This is a genomic window from Ochrobactrum sp. SSR (assembly GCF_030067775.1).
GTDB lineage: Bacteria > Pseudomonadota > Alphaproteobacteria > Rhizobiales > Rhizobiaceae > Brucella > Brucella teleogrylli.
Window position 1 is genome coordinate 1,233,050 of record NZ_CP125969.1, and the last position, 17,727, is coordinate 1,250,776.

Consider the following 17,727-nt stretch of genomic DNA (forward strand, 5'->3'; position numbering starts at 1 on the left):
GATCAGAGACCCGCCGCAGCCACTTTATTGTTTGCGCCACCTTCGACGGCAGCCTGCAGCGCCTTGTTCGCGCCGTTCAGATCCGAGCCCGCAGCGGCGAGCCATGTCTGGTACTGCTCTTTCGAGACAACGCGCACGGCGATTGGCATGAAGCCATGATCCTTGCCGCAAAGCTCCGAGCACTGACCGTAATAGAGGCCTTCCTTGTCAGCCTTGAACCAGGCTTCGTTGATACGGCCGGGAACGGCATCCATCTTCACGCCGAAGGCGGGAATGGTCCAGGAATGGATCACGTCGGCGGCGGTTACCAGAAGGCGAACGGTTTCACCGACCGGAACAACCACTTCATTGTCGACGGCCAGAAGGCGCGGATAGCGGGACTTATCCTCTTTGCCCGCGGCGGCGCGATCTGCATCCTTCAGAAGAAGGGCGTCAAAGCTGACCGGATTGTCGACCTGATATTCATAGCCCCAATACCACTGGTAGCCGGTTGCCTTGACCGTCAGGGACGGGTCTTCCGGCGAATATTGCGCGGTCAGAAGCTGGAACGACGGCACAGCCAGGAACAGAAGAATGATCACGGGACCAACGGTCCAGATCACTTCGATCATCGTATTGTGGCTGGTCTTCGATGGTTCCGGATTGACGCTCGCCCGGAAGCGAAGCACGACGATAACCAGCAACGCCAGAACCAGCAACGTAACCGGAATAATGAACCAGAGCGTATAGCGCTCAAACCAATGAATCTGCTCGGCAATACCCGTTGCAGCGTCCTGAAATCTCCATTCCCATGGACGCGGCTGATCCGCAAAAGCGGCACCGGTCATCCACAGCACTGCAAGAGCACCAACGACGGCGCCCTTCGTTGTGGCAACAATCTTATCCACCAGAACTCTCTCCCTTTTCGCCCTTTCAGGCTGGACGCCGGACGCAAATGACGGCCGCATCCCCCGTCGGCGTTCAAATCACACCTTAACGCACACCGCAAGGAAGGCGAATATGTTCCTGTGCGGCATTTTTGCGCGCAGCTTTTGCCCGCCGACGGAACCACTCCCAATTCCGCCCGGATTTCTAGCCTTATGCCTGCGCATCCTTAAACCGGCAAAAACTTGGGAAAAACCTGTAAATCTCATAATGAAGCCATGATTTGAAAAGAGGTTTCGCCGCACGTGCTACGTGACAATCGATCCAACAGGCGATATCACCGTTGCAATGATAGCTATGATTGACGATGACTGATAATCGCGTCTCTGATTGCTTTTCATGGCTGATGCTGCGCGTTAACGTCCCACTGATTCGATCAGGGATTCGATCTGGAGATTTCATGACTGTCCGCATGCTTGCCAACCGCCCGATTCTTCAGCGCCTGATGGCTCTTGCCGCTGGCGTCAGCCTGTCGCTCGCAGCCGCAACCCTGCCGTCCGCCGCGCAGAATACGCCCGCGCCGTTGCAGACACCGGATCAGGCCCCGGCTGCGCAGTCGCAGGCGGCCCCGTCCAACCCGCAGCAAAGCGGCAAGCTGAAGTCGCAGCACGGCGCTTGGGCTGTGCTTTGCGATACGCCCGCTGGCGCCAAGACCGAGCAATGCGCGCTAATCCAGAATGTGGTTGCCGCCAAGCGTCCGGAACTCGGCCTTTCGGTCGTGGTTCTGAAGACCGCCGATAACAAGGCGCGCATTCTGCGCGTGCTGGCCCCGCTCGGCGTTCTGCTGCCGAACGGCCTCGGCCTCAACGTCGACGGCAAGGATATTGGCCGCGCCTATTTCGTGCGGTGCTTCGAAGACGGCTGCTATGCGGAAGTCATTCTCGAAGACGAGCTGTTGAAGACGCTGCGTTCCGGCAAGGCCGCAACCTTCATCGTCTTCCAGACACCGGAAGAAGGCGTCGGCATTCCCGTGGATTTGAAGGGGTTTGGTGAAGGCTTCGACGCCCTGCCCTAAGAACTATCGATATTCCGGCGCTGGCGGGCTGCAAACCGCATCCCGCTGCGCTTCCGGTGCTCATGTACCCTTAAGTACATTCCGCTCTGGTTCTTGCGGCCAACGGTTTTCGCCTCACCATCACCAGAATCTCAACAGTTCTTCATCGCGTGGTTGTTCTCAACCGTTTTAAGGCTTACATCCTGCAGCAGACCCATGCTGCAGGATTTGTTTTTATGAAAAGCCTGATCGACAGTTTCGATACCGGACGTGACGATATCGAACGCCTCGTCGCCGCAAGCCTCAAGGGCAGCGACGACGGCGAACTCTTCATCGAATATCGCGAAGCTGAAGCGCTCGTTTTCGACAATGGCCGTCTCAAGACCGGTTCCTTCAATCAGGATCAGGGTTTTGGCCTGCGCTCGGTTGCCGGTGAAGCCATCGGCTATGCCCATGCGGGCGACCTTTCGATGGCCGCGCTGAAGCGCGCCTCCGATGCGGTTTCCGCCACCATCAAGGGCTATGGCGGTTCCTATGCCGCTGCACCGGCGGGCACCAATCGCCATCTCTATACCGACGAAAACCCCATCGGCTCGCCGACCTTTGATGCGAAAGTGCAGCTTTTGCAGCAGATCGATGGCTATCTGCGCGCCAAGGACCCGAAAGTTCGTCAGGTTTCCGTCTCGCTGGCCGGTTCATGGCAGCAGGTTGAAATCCTGCGCGCCGACGGCCATTTCGTGCGCGATATCCGCCCCATGGTGCGGCTCACCGTTTCGGTCGTGGCAGGCAGCGGCGACCGTCAGGAATCCGGCTCGCATACGCTGGGCGGGCGCAAGGGTTTTGGCGAATTTATCACTGTTGAAAGCTGGCAGCACACAGCCGACGAAGCTCTGCGGCAGGCGCTGGTCAATCTGGAAGCGATCCCTGCCCCGGCGGGCACGTTCGACATTGTACTCGCCAATGGCTGGCCGGGCGTCATGCTGCACGAAGCGGTTGGTCACGGCCTTGAAGGCGACTTCAACCGCAAGAAGACCTCGGCCTTTGCCGGGCTGCTCGGCCAGCAAGTGGCATCCAAGGGCGTGACCGTCGTGGATGACGGAACGATTGCCGAGCGTCGCGGTTCGCTGACCATCGACGATGAAGGCACGCCGACCAATCGCACGGTGCTGATCGACGACGGCAAGCTGGTCAATTACATGCAGGACCGGCAGAACGCCCGCCTGATGGGCATGGAGGCGACCGGCAACGGACGCCGTGAATCCTATGCCCATGCGCCGATGCCCCGCATGACCAACACCTATATGCTGTCGGGCGACAAGACGCCGGAAGAGATCATCGCCTCCATGAAGAAAGGCATCTATGCCGTTTCGTTCGGCGGCGGGCAGGTGGACATCACCTCCGGCAAGTTCGTGTTCGGCTGCACCGAAGCCTATATGATTGAGGACGGCAAGGTTGCCGCGCCAATCAAGGGCGCCATGCTGATCGGCAACGGTCCGGATGCCATGCAGCGCATTTCTATGATCGGCAACGACATGAAGCTCGATACCGGCAGCGGCAATTGCGGCAAGGGCGGCCAGTGGGTTCCTGTTGGCGTCGGCCAGCCGCATCTGCGTATGGATCAGGTCACCGTCGGCGGTACGGCGGTCTGAGGACCGTCGTTTAGCCAGAAACGCGGCGCATTTGATAAACCGCACAGAAGGCGTTTATAAAGCTCTCTGAAGGCTTATAGAAAATATAGGCCGATCTGGAGATGCATATGCCTGGTTCTTCATATGACTGGACAGGGAAGCAGCCCGACAAGCGCAACCGGCAAAAGCGCATGCTCATCATCACGGCGATCACGATGGGCGCGCTCATCCTGCTATTAGGCATGGTGGACGGACTTTTGATCCTGCTCGGTTGATGGTGCCCGTTTACGAAATCGACTGCGCAGGTGTGACAACGCCAGACGAACTCTGGCGACGCTACCTTGCCGCGGTCCCGGCGCAGGATGTGCAATCCTTCGGCTATACGCTCGATTCTTTCTGGGATGCGGTGCAATGGCAAGGGCCAGGTTGGCCTGGCGAATGCGAGCTTGTGTTTAAAAACACAGAAGCGCTGAGCGAATTGCGCACGCTCGGAGGCAAGCCTTTTCTGGAAGCCTTCAGACGGCTGGTGCATGACACCAGCCGCATTTCGATAAGGCTAAACTAGATCGTCAGATATTCTGACCGCCGGACACTTCGATGCGCTGGCCGGTGATCCAGCCCGTGCCGCCCGACAGAATGGCCGCTACTGCACCGCCAATATCATCCGGACGTCCCACGCGACCCATGGCCGTGGAGTTCGCCACCATCTTGTTGACTTCCGGCATGTCGCGCACCACGCCACCGCCGAAATCCGTTTCGATGGCGCCCGGCGCAATCGCGTTCACCGCAATGCCGCGCGGGCCAAGCTCGCGAGCGAGATAGCGGGTCAGAACCTCGATGCCGCCCTTCATGGTGGCATAGGCCGAATAGCCCGGCAGCGCGAAACGCGCGAGACCGGTCGAGACGTTCAAAATCTTGCCGCCATCCTCGATCAGCGGCAGCAGGGACTGCGTCAGGAAGAAGACGCCTTTCAGATGCACATTCACCAGACCGTCGAAATCTTCTTCCGTGGTTTCGGCAAATGGCTTGTGAACGCCATGACCGGCATTGTTCACCAAATAGTCGAAGGTTGTGCGGCCCCATTTTTCCTGAAGCGCCTGCTGCAACTTTTCAGCAAAAGCAGCAAAACTTGCCACCTTCCCCGTGTCGAGCGGCAGGGCAATGGCGGTGCCGCCCTCGGCTGCAATTTCAGAAACCGCCTCTTCCGCCGCCTTCGCATTGCTCTGATAGGTCAGGACGATGCCGACTCCCTGTCTGGCCAGATGCAGCGCTGCGCTGCGGCCAAGGCCCCGGCTACCGCCTGTGATGAGTGCAATCGTCATGTCAGTTTCCTTTCGCTCAACGAATTCTGGTTTCTATATTGCCGCTTTCCCGTTCGTTCGGCCTGCCACATTCTCCATGAAACATGCCCATTTCTCCGAAGGCTCCGATTTCTGTGTCACGGAAAACAAAGGCTTGCTATGCTTTTTCCATGTCCGAACACGCTTCAAATCTCGCAGCCCGCTGCATCGAAATTGCCCGCGAAACTGGGGTGGGGCCTTATCCTGCGCCGACCGGCATCGACGGCGTAACCGTGGTCTGCTCCCCGGCCATATCGGCCATTCGGCCCGATATGTATCAGCCGATGATTTGCCTGGTCCTCCAGGGCGCCAAAGAAATCCTGCATGGCGAACGGGCCGTTCGTTTCGATGCGGGCATGACGGCGATCGTCTCGCACGAATTGATCACAGGTGCGCGCATTGTCGAAGCCAGCCCCGATAATCCCTATATAGCCCTTGCTTGCCGGATCGATCTGGAGATTTTGCGCGCCCTTCAGGGCGAGATTGAGCCGGAGATGATCGCGGCGGCGCGTAGCGAAGCCGTGGCCACCGGCAGGGCGGATGCAGGCGTGACCGATGCCATGACGCGTTTGCTCGATCTGCGCGACAAGCCGCTGGAACGCCGCGTTCTTGAGCCGATGATCCGCAAGGAACTGCATTTCCGCGTGCTTCTGACCCGCAACGGCGCGATGTTGCGTCAGCTTGCCCAGCCGGGCAGCCCGGCAAGCCGCATCGCTAAAGCAATCACCCATATCAAGCAGCACTGGAACAATCCGATCCGCACGGAAGAGCTGGCGGATATTGCCGGAATGAGCCCTTCCAGCTTTCACGAGCATTTCAAATCCGTCATGGCCACCACGCCGCTGCAATATCAAAAGGCGTTGCGGCTTCTGGAAGCGCGCCGCCAGTTGAGCGAAACCGCAGTGCCGGTTTCATCGGTTGCTTTTGCTGTCGGCTATGAAAGCCCGACGCAGTTCAGCCGCGATTATCGCCGCGCCTACGGCGCCCCGCCCCGCGACATGCGCGCATAGAAGAATTGCCCCGCATTGCGGTGAAGATGTGGGAAACGCCGCGAAGCGTGCCCCTCGCCTGGCAATTTTCAGTCTGGCATCCACAAAAATAAAACCGCCTCAAAAGGCGGCTTTATTGTTCAGCAGAATGCTCAGATGCCCGGCTCTTCTTCGAGCAGGCCTGTCACGAAATCGAACAGGCCGGGGCGGCGGTCGCGACGCAGGCGCTCGGCCTCAATGATCGACTTGATCGCCGCAAAGGAGCGGTCGAGGTCTTCATTGATGACAATATAGTCGTATTTAACCCATTTCTGGATTTCAAAACGGGCATTCTGCAAGCGTGTCTCGATGACTTCCGGCGTGTCTTCCGCACGGCGGTTGAGGCGTTGCTGCAATTCGCGCATCGTTGGCGGCAGGATGAAGATCGACACCACATCGGCGGGCATCTTGGCCTGAAGCTGGTCCGCGCCCTGCCAGTCGATATCGAACAGCATATCCTGACCATCGGCCAGTGCAATCTCGGCGGTTTCGCGCAGAGTGCCGTAGAAATTGCCGTGCACTTCCGCCCATTCGATCAGTTCGTCATTGTCGCGCAGACGCTCGAACTCGCGAATGGTCTTGAAGTGATAATGCACCCCTTCGATCTCGCTCGGACGGCGCTGGCGCGTCGTCACGCTGATCGACAGCGAAAGGTCCATCTTCTTGTCTTCCAGCAACAGCCGGGCAATCGTGGATTTTCCAGCGCCCGACGGCGACGAAATCACCACCATCAAGCCTCTGCGCGCGACGCCATTTTCAACTGAAGTGATGGCCATGTTACTCTTACTCCAGATTCTGTACTTGTTCGCGAAACTGATCGACGACCGCTTTCAGTTCCAGCCCGATGGCCGTGATCGACGCCGCGTTCGATTTGGAACACAGTGTATTCGCTTCACGATTAAATTCCTGTGAAAGAAAATCGAGCTTGCGCCCGACCGGCCCGCCATCGGCGAGCAATTGATGTGCGGAGGCGACATGGGTGTCGAGCCGGTCCAGCTCTTCCTGAATATCCGCCTTGGTCGCAAGGAAAGCCGCTTCCTGATAAAGTCGGGCCTCATCCAGTTCACGCGGGCCGTCAAGCAGCAGCGCAACCTGCGTCGCGAGCCGCGCCTTGATGGCATCCGTGCTTCGCGACGGATCCTGACGCGCCGCTTCGGTGAGACGGCCAATCGTATCGACATGGCCCGACAGGATCGTGAACAGCGCCTTGCCTTCCTGCGCCCGCGCCTCGGCAATGGCCTTCAGCGCGCCTTCAAAGGTTGCCACGACGGCTGCTTCCAGTCCTGCCCGGGCATCGTCGTCTTCCGAGACCTGCGCCTGATCGATCATGCCGCGCAGCGACAGAACACCATCGACGCTAGCAGGTGTCAGACCGTGCTTTTCCTGCAATTCGGCACCGAGTTTCAGCACCTCGGACAGCATGGCGTGGTTGATGACGAAATTGGCCTGCTCGTCGGTCCGTTCGACACTCAGGCTCGCCTGAAAATTGCCGCGGGAAAAATGACGCGCCAGCATGGAACGCACCGGATGCTCGACCGCTTCCAGCCCCTGCGGCAGACGCAGGCGCAGATCAAGCCCCTTGCCATTGACCGAGCGCACTTCCCAAACGATACGCGCTTCGCCATTGGCACCGTCATGCTGCGCGGCATAGCGCGCAAATCCGGTCATGCTCTGGAGCGCCATGCGTCCCTTCCCCTCAACCTGAGCCCGGAAGCGATAGTTCGCCGGCCGTGCACCGAAACTCAATCATGCACTCCAATACGCGGAATGCTGCATTCCTTTAGACATACAGAGCCGGCGCTTTTCAGCAACCGGCTCTGTCGAATCACACACAGATATGTCTGGCAGTCAGATCACTGCGCAACCTTCTGGCTGCCAGCAGCGCCACCGGCACTGTTCTGCTGTTCGACATTGCGCCACTTGCGGACATTGGCATTGTGTTCCTGCAAGGTCTTCGAGAAGACGTGTCCGCCAGTGCCGTCCGCTACGAAAAACAGGTCCTGCGTATCAAGCGGATTGGCGACAGCCTCAAGCGCTGCCTTGCCCGGATTGGCAATCGGCGCCGGTGGCAATCCGTTGATGACATAGGTGTTATAGGGCGTCGGCTTTTCGATATCCGACTTGAAGATCGGACGGTCGGACGGTTTGCCCGCACCACCGAACAAGCCATAGATGATCGTCGGGTCCGATTGCAGCCGCATGCCCTTGTTCAGACGATTGACGAAAACCGAAGCAACATGCGGACGTTCCGACGCGATACCCGTTTCCTTCTCGACAATGGAAGCGAGCGTCACGAATTCATTGCGGTCCTTGACCGGCAGGTCGGGGCCGCGCTTCGCCCAGATATCGTCAACCAGCTTCTTTTGCGAAGCGATCATGCGGTCGATGATTTCGGTCCGCGTGGTGCCACGCGTGAAATGCAACGTGTCGGTGAAGAGCGAACCTTCCGGCGGCATGTCTTTCGGCATATCGCCGACCAGAATCGGATCAGACGAAATACGATCGAAAATCTGCTTGACCGTCAGCCCTTCCGGCACCGTCAGCGGATACATGATCGACTTGCCGCTGATGAGAATATTCATCACGTCGCGCATGGTTGCACCCGCTGGAATGGCATATTCACCGGCCTTGAGGTCGTTTTCGTGACCATAGGCGCGCATGCCGAAACGGAAAATACGTCCATCGCTGACGATATCGCGGGCTTCGAGGCTGTTGGCGACTTCGGAAATGCCCGCGCCGCGCTTGACCACGAAAGTCGTCTCGCTTGCCAGCGGGCCCTGCCCGTCAAATTGCATCTTGCCGAAATAAAACAGCGCCGACGCGCCCAGCAAAGCGAGCACGACCAGCGACAGCATGAAATTCATGAAGACGACGATCTGGCTGCGCGCATGGCGCGAACGCTTGCGTGGCGGCGGCGTGCCGGGTTCAGGACGCAGAGCTTCCGACGCAGATTTGGGAACAAACGGCTTTGTGGCCGCAGCCGTTTCCGCCGGCGCTTCCGTTGGCGTCTCCGGCTTGCCAGCCTTGGCTTGCTCTTCAGCAGAGTTGGTTCCGGGTTGTGCCCCGGGCTGTACCTCTGAATTCACTCCGTCACCTCGGTCCTGTAGCCTTGACCGGCCTTGCCGCCAAGAGGCGTCAACGACCTGTCCCGAGCGGCTCTCCGCACTTGATGCCCAAATCCGCTCAGGCCGAAGCCTTCCGTCAATTCGAGCGTGCTCACCCTAACCACTATTAGCGATTTTAAATATCGCATCCGGTTATATTTTGACAAAAACGCGGAGAAATCCCCGCGTTTTTATTTATTCCTATCAGATTTGGTCTGTCCGGCCAGAAATGCCGGTCAGGAATAGCGACGCAACACCAGCGAAGCGTTGGTTCCGCCGAATCCGAAGGAGTTCGAAAGAGCCACGTCGATCTTGCGTTCGCGTGCCTTGTGCGGCACCAGATCGATCTTTGTCGAGACAGCCGGATTGTCGAGATTGAGCGTCGCAGGTGCGATATTGTCGCGAATGGCCAGCGTCGAGAAAATCGCTTCGGCAGCACCGGCAGCACCCAGAAGATGGCCGATGGACGACTTGGTCGAGGACATGGAAATCTTCGAAGCCGCATCGCCGACCACGCGCTCCACAGCGCCCAGTTCGATCGTATCGGCCATGGTCGATGTGCCATGGGCGTTGATGTAGTCGATCTGGTCCGGCGTGATTTCAGCACGCTTGAGAGCCGCAACCATGCAGCGCTCCGCACCTTCACCGCTCTCGGTCGGAGCCGTGATATGGTATGCATCGCCCGAAAGGCCGTAGCCGATCACTTCGGCATAGATCTTCGCGCCACGCGCCAGCGCGTGTTCGAGTTCTTCCAGAACCACAACGCCTGCACCTTCGCCCATGACGAAGCCGTCACGGTCATCGTCATAAGGACGCGATGCGGCGGTCGGATCGTCGTTGCGCTTGGTGGACAGCGCCTTGCAGGCAGCAAAGCCCGCCAGCGAAATGCGGCTGACCGGCGATTCCGTGCCACCGGCAACCATCACTTCGGCGTCGCCGAAAGCGATCAGGCGGGCGGCATCGCCAATGGCGTGCGTGCCTGTTGCGCAGGCGGTGACGACCGAATGGTTCGGGCCACGCAGATTGTGCTTGATCGACACATGGCCGGAAGCCAGGTTGATCAGACGACCGGGAATGAAGAACGGGGAAATACGGCGCGGGCCCTTGTCGCGCAGCGTGTAGCCCGCTTCGACAATACCTTCGATGCCGCCAATGCCAGAACCGATCAGAACGCCGGTGCGCACCTGATCTTCATCGCTTTCGGGATGCCAGTTCGCGTCATCCAGTGCCTGATCGGCCGCGCCGACGGCATAGACGATGAACGGATCGACCTTGCGCTGTTCCTTGGGCTCCATGTGGAGATCGGCATTGAACGTGCCGTTGGTGCCGTCGCCAACCGGAATGCGGCAGGCAATCTGGCAGGCCAGATCGTCAACCTCGAATTCCGTGATGCGGCGAGCCCCGCTTTCGCCAGCCAGAAGCCGCTTCCAGGACTCTTCCACACCGCTTGCAAGCGGTGACACCAGACCGAGACCGGTGATGACGACACGCCTCATATCCACCCCTTAAAACTGTTATGTCACGAGCATCGACCCGCAGGCTTTCACCGGCAGATGCAATGTCCGGGCCTGACTTTGAAAGGGATGATGCTCCAATCGTTAAATCGGAGTCTGCCGCAAGAGCCTGTCGAAACGATCCGACACCGGCATGCCGGCAAATTCACTTGGATGCCGAAACGGCCCGTACAGACATGTCTGTACACTGTATTTTCTACACGCTTTATTCCCGACCATTCCCGGATGCGAGGCAACCTTCATTTAAAAGGCGCAGCATCCGGCAATGTCGGAATAGAGCTCAGAATACAGGCAGGGCCGGGTTCCGAAGAGCCCAGCCCTCAGCTCTGGTCCTGATTAGGCCGAAGCCTTGTCGATGAACTTCACAGCGTCGCCGACCGTGAGGATCGTTTCTGCAGCGTCGTCAGGAATTTCAACGCCGAATTCTTCTTCGAAAGCCATGACCAGCTCGACGGTGTCGAGGCTGTCTGCGCCGAGATCATCAATGAAGCTTGCGCCTTCCGTGACCTTGTCGGCATCTACGCCCAGATGTTCAACAACGATTTTCTTGACGCGCTCTGCGGTATCGCTCATGTCGGAACCTCGACCTGTTTGTTTGTTGCTCTGCCTTGGTTAGCGGCATGCAGGATTGTAATCAAGTTCTAAGATGACTGCCAGTTTCGAGCGAAGCCGCCCGGACAGTCATCCTGTGGATATTCCTTTCGGAACAGGATCGCGGCAAATTCTACGAAATGCCACAACTCTCGATGGGCGCATTACCATGCTTCTTGAGCAAGGCAAAGCGCCTTTTCCCGTCACGCCCCATGTATTAAGGCATTTTATACCATAAATCGGGGATCGCCGAGGGTTTATGTCTGAATCAAAAAGCGGCAGGCCGCGGCGAAAATGGTGATTTCGAGAACCGGAGCGCAGCGTACATTTGGGTACGTGAGCACCGGAAGCGCAGAAATTGCCATTTGCAGACCGGCATGGCGACTTTTGGATCAGACACTTAAATCATGGCCATGCCGCCATTGACATGCAGCGTCTGACCCGTCACGTAGCCGGCCTGATCGCTGGCGAGATAGACCACGGCAGCGGCAATATCGGCGCCAACACCCATGCGCTTCATGGGAATATTGGCCATGATCGCTTCTTTTTGCTTGTCGTTCAGCTTGTCGGTCATGGCCGATCTCGATGAAGCCCGGCGCAATGCAGTTCACCGTCACATTGCGGCTTGCGATTTCCTGCGCCAGCGACTTGGAGAAGCCGATGAGGCCCGCCTTCGACGCGCAATAATTCGCCTGCCCCGGGTTGCCGGTCACGCCGACGATGGAGGTGATGTTGATGATGCGGCCATTGCGGCGGCGCATCATCGGATGGGTCAGCTCACGCGTCAGGTTGAAAACCGAGGTGAGATTGACATTCAGAACGGCATCCCAGTCTTCATCGCTCATGCGCACGAACAGGCCGTCACGGGTGATACCGGCATTGTTGACCAGAATATCGACGCCGCCCAGCTCCTCTTCCGCCTTCTGGCCGAGCGCCTTGACGGCTTCGCGGTCCGACAGATTGGCCGGGAAGATGAAAACACGATCGCCGAGTTCGGCAGCCAGTTCCTTCAGCTTTTCTTCGCGCGTACCGTGCAGGCCGACAATAGCGCCCTGTGCATGGAGAGCGCGAGCAATCGCTTCACCCAGACCGCCGGTCGCACCGGTTACGAGAGCCTTGCGGCCAGTCAGATCAAACATATCGGATCCTTTTAGCTAATGAGCTTTTATGCCAGAGCAGCAAGCGCTGCTTCGATTTCTTCAGCCGAACCAACAGCGGCGCCCGACACATCCTTGGAGATGCGGCGCGCCAGACCGGTCAGAACCTTGCCCGAACCTACTTCATAAAGCGAGGTCACGCCATTGGCGGCAAACCATTCCACGGTCTCGCGCCATCGCACCTGACCCGTCACCTGCTCAACCAGCAGATCGGCGATTTCACTGGCGTCCGTCACCGGCGCGGCGCGCACATTGGCGATGAGCGGGACAACCGGATTGTGCTTCTCGACACTGGCCAGCGCTTCGCGCATTGCTTCAGCAGCCGGAGCCATCAGAGTCGAATGGAAGGGTGCGGAAACCGGCAGCATGATGGCGCGCTTTGCGCCCTTTTCCGAAGCAAGCTTTGCCGCCAGTTCGACCGCAGCCTTGGAGCCGGAAATTACCAGCTGGCCGCCGCCATTGTCATTGGCGATCTGAACAGAACCGGAAGCCCTGGCTTCCGTGCAGATTGCTTCCACATCGCCATGCTCCAGACCGATGATGGCAGCCATCGCGCCTTCGCCAACCGGAACAGCCTTTTGCATTGCATTGCCACGAATGCGCAGGAGGCGCGCCGTATCGGCAAGCGAGAAGGTGCCGGCAGCGCAAAGTGCGGAATATTCGCCCAGCGAATGACCGGCCACATAGGAAACCTTTTCCTTCAGCGAGAAGCCACGCGCTTCCATGACGCGCAGGACGGCCATCGACACGGCCATCAGCGCGGGCTGGGCATTGGCGGTGAGCGTCAGAACGTCTTCCGGGCCTTCGAACATGGTGGCGGACAGCTTTTCGCCAAGCGCTGCGTCCACTTCGTCGAAGACGGCGCGCGCTTCCGCGAACTGTTCGGCCAGGGCTTTGCCCATGCCTACCGCCTGGCTGCCCTGTCCGGGAAAGGTAAATGCTACCGCCATTGATGCCTCGTTCTGGTTCTATGCATATGATAAAGGTGAAACCGGTATCCGTTTTCGCCGCCATGCCTGCAATGAAATGCACAATTTGGCGCGATGTGCCTTAGCCTTGGGCGAAAAGTCAAGCATTTGTCGGTTTTTCGGGGATATCGCGCTTGCAAACAAGGGGAAAAACACGTAATAGCCGCCCGTTCATTGCTCGGCACCAGCTGGGGGCTGAACGGAGGGCCGTGTCTTCTTGCCGTTAAAAGCCGGATAACACGTTGGAAGTCATAAGCGCTTCTGCCTCCCGTGTCTCCGCTCTCGACCGTCTCAAATACGCGTCCTTTCTTCACCGGTTTCCGGCAAAAGAGAAGTCGCAGGGGCTTAGCCGCTGGTGTCGGCGTGATATAACGAAGAAAGGCAAAGCCAATGGCTCTTTATGAACATGTGCTTCTTGCCCGCCAGGACATTTCCCAGCAGCAGGTCGACGCTCTCGTCGAACAGTACAAGGGTGTCCTCGAAGCTAATGGCGGCAAGGTCGGTAAGGTTGAAGCTTGGGGTCTGCGTCCCCTCACCTACCGTATCAACAAAAACCGTAAGGCGTATTATACGCTTCTGAACATCGACGCTCCGGCTGCTGCCGTTGCTGAAATGGAACGTCAGATGCGTATCAATGAAGACGTCCTGCGCTTCATGACCATTCGCGTTGAAGAACACGAAGAAGGCCAGTCGGCTATGCTGACCCGCCGTGACGACCGTCGCGAGCGTGATGGTGATGACCGTCCGCGCCGCCGTGAAGGTGGTTTCGACCGCGGTGATCGTGGCGATCGCGGTGATCGCGGCCCACGTCGCCCGCGCGACAACGAAGCTGGTGAAGGAGCATAATCATGGTTGATATCAATCAGATCCCGACCCGCCGTCCTTTCCATCGCCGTCGCAAGACGTGCCCGTTCTCCGGCGCAAACGCACCGAAGATCGACTACAAGGACATCAAGCTTCTGCAGCGTTACATTTCCGAACGCGGCAAGATCGTTCCTTCCCGTATTACGGCTGTCAGCCAGAAGAAGCAGCGTGAACTCGCCAAGGCGATCAAGCGCGCCCGTTTCCTCGGCCTGCTGCCTTACGTTGTGAAGTAAGACAAGATTTTCGGGAGGCATCTCATCAGAGTTTGCCTCCCGGACCCTTTCCTCCCTTGCGATGGGCGCAACGGAGCGTACTGAAAACCCAAGTTGGGGCATTTGCCTCTAACTGCACGAGCCGGCAAGACCGGGGCAGGACAGCGAAACTGATGAAATTCAATGGAACCATAGTTGGTGTCGGCATATTGGCGGGGCTTGCCTCGGCACTGATGTCGTCCGGCGTCATTGTCCAGTCGGGCATGGCGATGGTTCTGTATTTCCTGACACCGCTTCCCATTTTCGTTGCAGCACTCGGCTGGGGTTCCACCGCCGGTATTGTCGCAGCAGCCGTAGCAACTATCGCGGTCGGCGTTTTCGCCGTTCCGATGGCGGCCCTCCTGATGGCGCTGACGAGCTATATTCCTGCGGCCATCGGTGCATATCTGTCCGGCCTTGCGCGCCCCGCCGAAGAACTGGGCGGACCGAAAGGCGTGATGGTCTGGTATCCGCTGTCGGATATCGTTTTCCGCCTTGCCCTGATGGTGGCGGTTTCCTTCATCATCATCGGCGCTGTTCTGGGCTTCGGCCCGGATATGGCGCGCGAGCTTGCCAATGCGGTCATCGACCGCGTTGCCGAAGCCGACCCGCAATTCACCGCCAGCGATGAAATGCGCAACACCATGTCGGCGCTGCTGATGTTCGCCCTTCCGGCGATCCAGCCCGCCACGTGTCTTGCCATTCTGGTCGGCAATCTCTATCTGGCGCTGCGTCTGACTGCCATGTCGGGCCGCCTGCGCCGTCCGCGTGACGACTGGCCCGCAACGCTGCGCATGCCGCGCACGGCGCTGATCGTTTTCGCAGTAGCACTTGCAGTCGCTTTCCTGTCGGGCGCCGCCGGTCTGGTGGCAACCGTCGTGGTCGGCTCGCTCGGCGCAGGCTTCATGATGGCGGGCCTTGCCATCATGCATATGCGCACACGCGGCAAGGTATGGCGCCCGATGGCGCTGTGGTTTGCCTATTTTGCGATCATTCTTTTCGCATTTCTGCTTTTCGTCTTCATGGTTCTCGGACTTTTCGATACGTCGCGTGGCGCGCCGATCTCGAAAATTCCGGGCAATGACAAACAATAACCCGGATTAAAACACTCGAAAGGAAACTCCAATGGAAGTCATTCTTCTGGAACGCATTGGCCGCCTCGGCCAGATGGGCGAAACCGTCAAGGTCAAGGACGGCTATGCCCGTAACTTCCTGCTCCCGCAGGGCAAGGCTCTTCGTGCCAACGAAGCCAACAAGAAGAAGTTCGAAGGCCAGCGCGCTCAGCTCGAAGCCCAGAACCTGGAACGCAAGAACGAAGCCAGCGCCGTTGCTGAAAAGCTGAATGGCCAGAGCTTTATCGTTGTGCGTTCGGCTGGTGAAACCGGTCAGCTCTACGGTTCGGTTTCGACCCGCGACATCGCCGACATCATCACCGCAAACGGCTTCACCCTGCACCGCAACCAGGTTGAACTGAACCATCCGATCAAGACGATCGGCCTGCACGAAGTTTCGATTTCGCTGCATCCGGAAGTTCAGGTTGAAGTGACCGTCAACATCGCTCGTTCGAACGAGGAAGCTGAACGTCAGGCAAAGGGTGAAGACCTCACCTCGATCGAAGCCATCTACGGCATCGAAGAAGCCCCGCTTTCGGAAGAAATCTTCGACGAAGACGAAGAAGCTGAAGACCAGGCTTAATTGTTACACTTACCTCCGGAAAAGCCAGCTTTGTCAGCAGGCATTCCAATGGTGGTAAACTTTAAATGATCATGCCCGGCGGCCTCCGCCGGGCATTTTCTCTTTCCAGAATGGGAAAACTGCCTATTCTTCTCCATGGTAATGTATTGGAGAGGGTGCAGACGGAAACGTCCGCGTTGCTTAAGACAGCGTTCCCAGGGCCGGTAGACCTTACGGAAACTGCCTGAAAATCTGATGACAGTGTGGCTCGAGAAGAGGATACACAAGCCGCCTGCCATGCAACCGCATGGATGCTACGCCTGTCTCACTCCATAAAAGGAGATGGGGCCGATGTATGGAATGATGCGTACTGTTCTTTCGCATATGATTAAAACCGGAGACCTGACGGTCACCGATTCTAGTGGTGCGCGTTCGCAGTATGGCGACAAGACCGGGGTGCCGGTTCATATACACTTCAAGACAAAGCACGCCGAGCGCGCCGTAGCGCTCGACCCCGAACTGAAGCTCGCCGAATGTTTCATGGACGGCGAGATCGACTTTCTGGACGGCGATATCTACACGCTGCTTCAAATCGTGTTCGAAAACACCGGGCCGACCGCCGCGACAGAACCGTGGATGAAGGCGCTGGCGAAACTGCGCATCCTGTTCCGCCGCTTCCAGCAGATGAACACGATTGCGCGCTCGTCCGACAATATCAAAAGTCACTACGACCTTTCGGGCGAGCTTTACGACCTGTTTCTCGACCCGGACAAGCAGTATTCCTGCGCCTATTTCGAAACACCGAATGCAACGCTTGCCGAAGCGCAACTTGCAAAAAAGCGCCATATCGCCGCGAAAATGCTGGTGAAGGAAGGCGACAAGGTGCTCGATATCGGCTGCGGCTGGGGCGGCATGGGGCTTTATCTCGCCCGCCATCTCAAGGCCAATGTGACCGGCGTGACCCTTTCGGAAGAACAGCACGGCATCGCCAACCAGCGCGCCGCCGATGAAGGACTTTCCGACCGCGCCAAGTTCGAGCTGACCGACTATCGCAATATCGAAGACAAGTTCGACCGGCTGGTTTCGGTCGGCATGTTCGAGCATGTCGGTGTCGGCCATTTCGCGGAATATTTCCAGCATGTGGCGCGACTGATGAAGCCGGATGGTGTGTTCATGCTGCATGCCATCGGGCGTGCCGATGGACCGGGCGCGACCAATCCGTTCATCCGCAAATATATCTTCCCGGGCGGTTACATTCCTGCTTTGTCGGAAGTGCTGCCGCATATCGAAAAGGCCGGGCTCTATGTCACCGACATCGAAATCCTGCGGCTGCATTATGCGGAAACGCTGAAAGCCTGGCGTGAGGCCTTCATGGCCAATCGCGAACGGGCCAAGGCGCTTTATGACGAACGCTTCTGCCGCATGTGGGAGTTTTATCTGGCCGCATCGGAAAGCGCCTTCCGCTGGCAGAACATGATGGTGTTCCACATCCAGATCGCGCACCGGCAGGAATCCGTTCCGCTGACGCGCAACTATATCGAAGCGGAAGAAAAGCGCCTCAAGCGGCTCGACAGCGCGCCAAAGGGGGCCAATAGCGAGGCCCGCGCCGTCAAGAAAAGCGCGAACGCCTGATCCGGCGAGCACCGGTTCACAAAAAGGGCTGCCGTCTCCGGCAGCCCTTTTGCATTTT

The 17,727-nt window shown here is 58.3% G+C and carries 18 protein-coding genes and 1 pseudogene; 10 read left to right on the forward strand and 9 right to left on the reverse strand.

Features of this window, described 5'->3' with window-relative positions:
* Window positions 1–2 precede the first annotated feature (2 nt).
* Entirely contained in the window at window positions 3–827 is an 825-nt protein-coding gene (coxB, locus tag QLQ11_RS05900; RefSeq protein ID WP_171317181.1) for a cytochrome c oxidase subunit II, read from the reverse strand.
* 497 nt (window positions 828–1,324) lie between these two features.
* On the opposite strand from coxB, the gene QLQ11_RS05905 reads away from it, so the two are divergent.
* The 4 genes from QLQ11_RS05905 to QLQ11_RS05920 all read left to right on the forward strand — a co-directional run bounded on the left by QLQ11_RS05905 (window position 1,325) and on the right by QLQ11_RS05920 (window position 4,111).
* Complete coding sequence (locus QLQ11_RS05905; RefSeq protein ID WP_109368489.1) at window positions 1,325–1,939, forward strand: invasion associated locus B family protein; 615 nt, start codon at window positions 1,325–1,327, stop codon at window positions 1,937–1,939.
* A 215-nt stretch (window positions 1,940–2,154) separates the two neighbouring features.
* The gene (gene tldD / locus QLQ11_RS05910; RefSeq protein WP_109370182.1) at window positions 2,155–3,567 is read left to right on the forward strand and encodes a metalloprotease TldD; all 1,413 of its coding nucleotides are present in this window, start codon (window positions 2,155–2,157) and stop codon (window positions 3,565–3,567) included.
* A 107-nt stretch (window positions 3,568–3,674) separates the two neighbouring features.
* A complete protein-coding gene (locus QLQ11_RS05915; RefSeq protein ID WP_167836051.1) occupies window positions 3,675–3,821 on the forward strand; it encodes a hypothetical protein in 147 nt (48 codons plus the stop codon).
* Entirely contained in the window at window positions 3,821–4,111 is a 291-nt protein-coding gene (locus QLQ11_RS05920; protein ID WP_124915234.1) for a hypothetical protein, read from the forward strand. The genes QLQ11_RS05915 and QLQ11_RS05920 overlap by 1 nt, the downstream gene beginning before the upstream one ends.
* A gap of 4 nt (window positions 4,112–4,115) precedes the next feature.
* Here the strand turns inward: QLQ11_RS05920 and QLQ11_RS05925 are convergent, their stop codons facing one another.
* Window positions 4,116–4,868 carry an SDR family NAD(P)-dependent oxidoreductase gene (locus tag QLQ11_RS05925; protein WP_109368487.1) on the reverse strand — a complete coding sequence of 251 codons (753 nt, stop codon included), beginning with the start codon at window positions 4,866–4,868 and terminating at the stop codon, window positions 4,116–4,118.
* Between the two features lie 149 nt (window positions 4,869–5,017).
* On the opposite strand from QLQ11_RS05925, the gene QLQ11_RS05930 reads away from it, so the two are divergent.
* Entirely contained in the window at window positions 5,018–5,896 is an 879-nt protein-coding gene (locus QLQ11_RS05930; RefSeq protein WP_171316514.1) for an AraC family transcriptional regulator, read from the forward strand.
* A 131-nt stretch (window positions 5,897–6,027) separates the two neighbouring features.
* On the opposite strand, the gene gmk is transcribed toward QLQ11_RS05930, so the two are convergent.
* The 7 genes and pseudogenes from gmk to fabD all read right to left on the reverse strand — a co-directional run bounded on the left by gmk (window position 6,028) and on the right by fabD (window position 13,230).
* A complete protein-coding gene (gmk, locus tag QLQ11_RS05935; RefSeq protein WP_109368484.1) occupies window positions 6,028–6,690 on the reverse strand; it encodes a guanylate kinase in 663 nt (220 codons plus the stop codon).
* A 7-nt stretch (window positions 6,691–6,697) separates the two neighbouring features.
* Window positions 6,698–7,597, reverse strand: coding sequence for a YicC/YloC family endoribonuclease (locus QLQ11_RS05940; RefSeq protein ID WP_124915207.1), 900 nt, complete (start codon window positions 7,595–7,597; stop codon window positions 6,698–6,700).
* 170 nt (window positions 7,598–7,767) lie between these two features.
* On the reverse strand, window positions 7,768–9,000 hold the full coding sequence (mltG, locus tag QLQ11_RS05945) for an endolytic transglycosylase MltG (protein ID WP_124915206.1): 1,233 nt from the start codon (window positions 8,998–9,000) through the stop codon (window positions 7,768–7,770).
* A 254-nt stretch (window positions 9,001–9,254) separates the two neighbouring features.
* Complete coding sequence (gene fabF, locus QLQ11_RS05950; protein ID WP_109368481.1) at window positions 9,255–10,514, reverse strand: beta-ketoacyl-ACP synthase II; 1,260 nt, start codon at window positions 10,512–10,514, stop codon at window positions 9,255–9,257.
* Window positions 10,515–10,868: 354 nt separating this feature from the next.
* On the reverse strand, window positions 10,869–11,105 hold the full coding sequence (locus QLQ11_RS05955; RefSeq protein WP_002963616.1) for an acyl carrier protein: 237 nt from the start codon (window positions 11,103–11,105) through the stop codon (window positions 10,869–10,871).
* A gap of 418 nt (window positions 11,106–11,523) precedes the next feature.
* Window positions 11,524–12,262, reverse strand: a pseudogene (gene fabG / locus QLQ11_RS05960) (3-oxoacyl-[acyl-carrier-protein] reductase).
* Between the two features lie 26 nt (window positions 12,263–12,288).
* A complete protein-coding gene (gene fabD, locus QLQ11_RS05965; RefSeq protein WP_283736037.1) occupies window positions 12,289–13,230 on the reverse strand; it encodes an ACP S-malonyltransferase in 942 nt (313 codons plus the stop codon).
* Window positions 13,231–13,638: 408 nt separating this feature from the next.
* Between fabD and rpsF the strand changes: the two genes are divergently transcribed.
* The 5 genes from rpsF to QLQ11_RS05990 all read left to right on the forward strand — a co-directional run bounded on the left by rpsF (window position 13,639) and on the right by QLQ11_RS05990 (window position 17,669).
* Complete coding sequence (gene rpsF, locus QLQ11_RS05970) at window positions 13,639–14,094, forward strand: 30S ribosomal protein S6 (protein ID WP_121537353.1); 456 nt, start codon at window positions 13,639–13,641, stop codon at window positions 14,092–14,094.
* 2 nt (window positions 14,095–14,096) lie between these two features.
* Window positions 14,097–14,345 (forward strand): 30S ribosomal protein S18, encoded by a 249-nt coding sequence (gene rpsR, locus QLQ11_RS05975; RefSeq protein ID WP_006466219.1) that lies wholly within the window; start codon window positions 14,097–14,099, stop codon window positions 14,343–14,345.
* A gap of 152 nt (window positions 14,346–14,497) precedes the next feature.
* The gene (locus QLQ11_RS05980) at window positions 14,498–15,457 is read left to right on the forward strand and encodes a DUF2232 domain-containing protein (RefSeq protein WP_124915204.1); all 960 of its coding nucleotides are present in this window, start codon (window positions 14,498–14,500) and stop codon (window positions 15,455–15,457) included.
* A 31-nt stretch (window positions 15,458–15,488) separates the two neighbouring features.
* Window positions 15,489–16,058, forward strand: a complete 570-nt coding sequence (gene rplI / locus QLQ11_RS05985) for a 50S ribosomal protein L9 (protein WP_109368476.1) — start codon at window positions 15,489–15,491, stop codon at window positions 16,056–16,058.
* 330 nt (window positions 16,059–16,388) lie between these two features.
* Complete coding sequence (locus QLQ11_RS05990) at window positions 16,389–17,669, forward strand: cyclopropane-fatty-acyl-phospholipid synthase family protein (protein WP_109368475.1); 1,281 nt, start codon at window positions 16,389–16,391, stop codon at window positions 17,667–17,669.
* The last annotated feature ends 58 nt before the right edge of the window (window positions 17,670–17,727 follow it).